The 3,822-nt window shown below is 63.2% G+C and carries 3 protein-coding genes, 1 pseudogene and 1 other annotated feature; of the genes and pseudogenes, 2 read left to right on the forward strand and 2 right to left on the reverse strand.

The features are described from left to right. Positions 1-415: pseudogene (locus FNM00_RS18605) on the reverse strand (IS3-like element ISPfr13 family transposase); the annotation flags it as partial. After that, positions 12-146: a sequence feature (AL1L pseudoknot), on the reverse strand. Its footprint overlaps the pseudogene before it by 135 nt. A 108-nt stretch (positions 416-523) precedes the next feature. On the opposite strand from FNM00_RS18605, the gene FNM00_RS18610 reads away from it, so the two are divergent. Then, complete coding sequence (locus FNM00_RS18610; protein ID WP_143915025.1) at positions 524-742, forward strand: hypothetical protein; 219 nt, start codon at positions 524-526, stop codon at positions 740-742. A gap of 14 nt (positions 743-756) precedes the next feature. Here the strand turns inward: FNM00_RS18610 and manA are convergent, their stop codons facing one another. Next, positions 757-1,941, reverse strand: a complete 1,185-nt coding sequence (gene manA / locus FNM00_RS18615) for a mannose-6-phosphate isomerase, class I (protein ID WP_185973259.1) — start codon at positions 1,939-1,941, stop codon at positions 757-759. A gap of 113 nt (positions 1,942-2,054) precedes the next feature. Here manA and FNM00_RS18620 point away from each other — a divergent pair, with 113 nt between their 5' ends. Then, complete coding sequence (locus FNM00_RS18620) at positions 2,055-3,221, forward strand: nucleotide sugar dehydrogenase (RefSeq protein WP_143915027.1); 1,167 nt, start codon at positions 2,055-2,057, stop codon at positions 3,219-3,221. Positions 3,222-3,822: the final 601 nt, after the last annotated feature.

The raw sequence follows: 3,822 nt of genomic DNA on the forward strand, positions 1-3,822 counted from the left end.
CGGTAGGTCCGCGCGGCGATCTGGCAGCCCTGCTCACGCAGGACCCGGCAGATCGACTCGACCGCGCGGCCCTCGGCCCGCAGCTCGTCGATGAACGCGACGATCATCGATTGCGGGGGTCGAGTTCCCCCGCGAAGAAAATCGAGGCCCGGCGCAGGATCTCGTTATCTTCCTCGAGCCGCCGGACCCTGGCCTTGAGCTCCTTGATCTCAGCCAGCTCCTCGGACGTGGCGCCCTGGCGCTGCCCGCCGTCGACCTGGGCCTGGACGACCCAGCGACGCACGGTCTCCTTCCCGAGCCCCTCGCGGCGAGCGACGGACTCGGCGGCCGCGGTCAGCGACGAGTACTCCGGCAGATGCTCCAGCACCTGCCGCACGCACCGCTCCTTGACCTTCTGATCGATCTTCTTCGGCATGGTTCGCATCCTTCCAACTCACAAGGATGCGGCATCAAACCTGGGGCGCTTCACTCTGCGCTCGTCCCTTATGGGGTTAGCGCGACAGCCTGGTCACAGTACCTGGCTGTGGCGCTCGAAACCGGCTACATAAGCGAAGACATGCTCGCCTACCCGGAAAACCTCGAGAATGTAGGCCTGACGGCATTGGCTCAGTGCGAGTATCTCAACAACGAAAGTCCCGAGCAGCTCGCCCTAACGGAAAGTGACGACTTCGGCACCCCCTACGATACCGCTGTCCGCTGGTTTCGTGCTGCGGCTGCTCTATGCAATGCGTCGAATCTCTGATTGCTCCGGCGAACTCAGACCAAGTCGATAAGCGTATTCCTACCACCTTGAAAGGGGAGGAAAACCTGGGCGGTCTCGCCGGTCCCGTGAACCGTGAGCGTTCCGTCCTCGGGGCCGGCGTACAGGGACTCTCCCCGGCGCAGTTTCGTACGCTCCTCGCTCGCGTTGACGCATTCGACCTCCCCCGCCGAGCAAATCACCAGCCGATGCCCCTCACCGAACAACTCGACACCCTCGGCATACGCCGTCGACGACTGCGCCACGGCCAGTGCGAACTCGCCAGCTGCCGGGTCGAACACCTCTACACCCGCAGAGGTCACCATCGGCGTCACCCGCGCTAGCCGGGACATCCCCGCGTCCAGACACCGCACCAACGCCTCAGCGTCGATATGCTTCGTCGTCAACCCCGCGCGCAGCACATTGTCCGAGTTCGCCATCGCCTCCAGGCACAGGCCCTTCAGATGCGCATGCAACATCCCCGCGCCCAGGAAAGCCGCTTCACCGGGCTGCAACGTCAGGCGGTTCATCAGCAAAGCGACCACCACCCCCACGTCGTTCGGAAATTCCTCACGCACCATCAGAGCCGTCGCGTACGCGCGCTTGATGTCGACGCCCTGGTCCAACAGGTCACGGCACGCCCGCACCAGCGCCTCGATCTCATCAGCCGACGGCCGCTCCGTGACCAGCCACTCCACCAGCTGGACGATCCCCGCAAACCCCGGATCGGTCGTCAACCGGTCCCGCAGCCGACGCGCCAGCGACGTCTCGATCGGCGCCAGCACTCGCAAGATCTCCGCCGTGGGACGAAAGCCGGCCATCATGTCGAAGGTCGACAGTGCGTACACCATCTCCGGTTTGTGATTCGGGTCCTTGAAGCTGCGCTCCGGCGCTCCAACCGGGATCCCCGCAGCGTTCTCCGCCTTGAAACCCTCACGCGCCAGATCGAGACCCGGATGCACCTGCAACGACAATGGCCGACGCGCCGACAACACCTTCAGCATGAAAGGCAGCTCACCAGCCACGTCGCTCAGCAACCGGCGGACGCCATTGGAGTCGACCACCGACGACGGCCCCAGTCGGTGCGTCCCGATCCACAACTCGGCCACTGGCTCGCTCGACGGCGCATCACCGAGGAACGCCGGGATCTCATGAAACGACCCCCAGTCGTAGTTCTGGACCGAGTTCTCCAACAGCAGCACATCCCAAGCGTAGGTGTTGACCAGACTCTGTGTCTCCACAATCTGACCCACCGGCCTCGTGAAGCAGCACACACTCCACCGCGTCACCGCTGGTGGCTACTACCGTTAGCTCCATGAAGATCGCGGCCGCGGGTAGCGGATACGTCGGACTGTCCAACGCTGTCGTGTTGGCGCAGCACCATGAGGTCTACCTCGTGGACATCGATCCGATCAAGGTCGAGCAGGTGAATCAGCGGGAGTCGCCGATCGAGGATACCGAAATCGAGCGCTATCTAGCTGAAGTGCCGTTGAAGCTCACCGCGACCCTCGACCCGGCCGAGGCGTACACGGACGCGGACTTCGTCATCATCGCGACACCGACGGACTACGACCCGGAGACCAATTACTTCAACACCCGGTCTGTCGAGGCCGTGGTCGATGACGTGCTCCGCATTAACCCCAGCGCGCACATCGTCATCAAGTCCACCGTGCCGGTCGGGTATACCGCTGCACTGCGTGAACAGCACCCCGACGCATCGATCATCTTCTCCCCCGAGTTCCTACGCGAAGGCAAGGCACTCCACGACAATCTCCACCCGTCGCGGATCGTCGTCGGCGATCGCAGCGAGGTGGGACAACGGTTCGCCGACCTGCTCGTGGAAGGTGCTCTCGACGAGGACGTCCCCGTCCTCCTCACCGACTCGACGGAGGCCGAGGCGATCAAGCTCTTCGCCAACACCTACCTGGCCCTACGCGTCGCCTACTTCAACGAGCTCGACACCTACGCCTCCCACCACGGACTCAACACCCAACAGATCATCGAAGGCGTCGGCCTCGACCCCCGCATCGGCAACCACTACAACAACCCGTCCTTCGGATACGGCGGCTACTGCCTGCCCAAGGACACCAAGCAGCTGCGTGCCAACTACGACGAAGTCCCCCAGAACCTCATCCAGGCCATCGTCGACGCCAACACCACTCGCAAGGACTTCGTCGCCACCGACATCCTGCGTCGCAACCCCACCACCGTCGGCGTCTACCGGCTCATCATGAAGGCCGGCTCCGACAACTTCCGGACCTCATCCATCCAGGGCGTCATGAAACGCATCAAAGCCAAGGGCGTGGAGGTCATCGTCTACGAGCCCGCCCTCGACGACGACCTCTTCTACAACTCCGAAGTCGTCAACGACCTCGACGACTTCAAGAAACGCGCCGACGTCATCATCGCCAACCGCCGCACCCCCAACCTCGCCGATGTGAGCGACAAGGTCTACACCCGAGACATCTACGGCACGGACTGAGGAATGGTCCTGCCAGCAGACCTCCGCACCAGGCCGATCACCGGGCGCAGGCGAGGGACAGGAAGCGTCAGCGTGCTCAGCCCTTACCTCATCGCCCTAGCGGTGGGAGTACTAGTGGGCGTAGTGCTCGTCGACTCGCCACTATGCGCCGCACTTCTGTCCAGTGCCAGCTTCGGCCTGAGCATTGCAGTGTTCCTTCAGCTCCTCCCCGCTCGGATCGCTTTCAACATCGACAGTGTTTGCGAACCAAGAGTCCGAACCTGGCTAGCTGGCGATTCTTACTGGGCCGGTCTGCTAGCCATCGCCCTCGGAGCAAGCGGCCTGGCAGCATCGGCCGAAGCAATCAACCGGGCTGCCGCATATGTGCCAGCGGGCGTCTCGGTTGCGACTGGCATTACTACCGGGATCTGGCTCGCAGCCAAGTCCAAGCCGAGACGCCACCGCCTGATCCCGTCCGGGTCGCATTGCTTTGTAGGCTCTTCCCAGTTGAGGGTGTAGAACGAGTGAGCGCGTCGGTCCGGCGATAGACGTCGAGGTCTCCCGATGATGGAAGTTCTCACGCTATCCATCTGGAAGACCTCGACATGCCTGACGCTACCTT

Origin of the sequence: Aeromicrobium piscarium (assembly GCF_007421815.1) — a bacterium.
GTDB classification, from domain to species: domain Bacteria; phylum Actinomycetota; class Actinomycetes; order Propionibacteriales; family Nocardioidaceae; genus Aeromicrobium; species Aeromicrobium piscarium.

Excerpts from the sequence above, each read along its gene's own strand:
- FNM00_RS18620 (WP_143915027.1), top strand. The coding sequence starts at position 2,055 with ATGAAGATCGCGGCCGCGGGTAGCGGATACGTCGGACTGTCCAACGCT.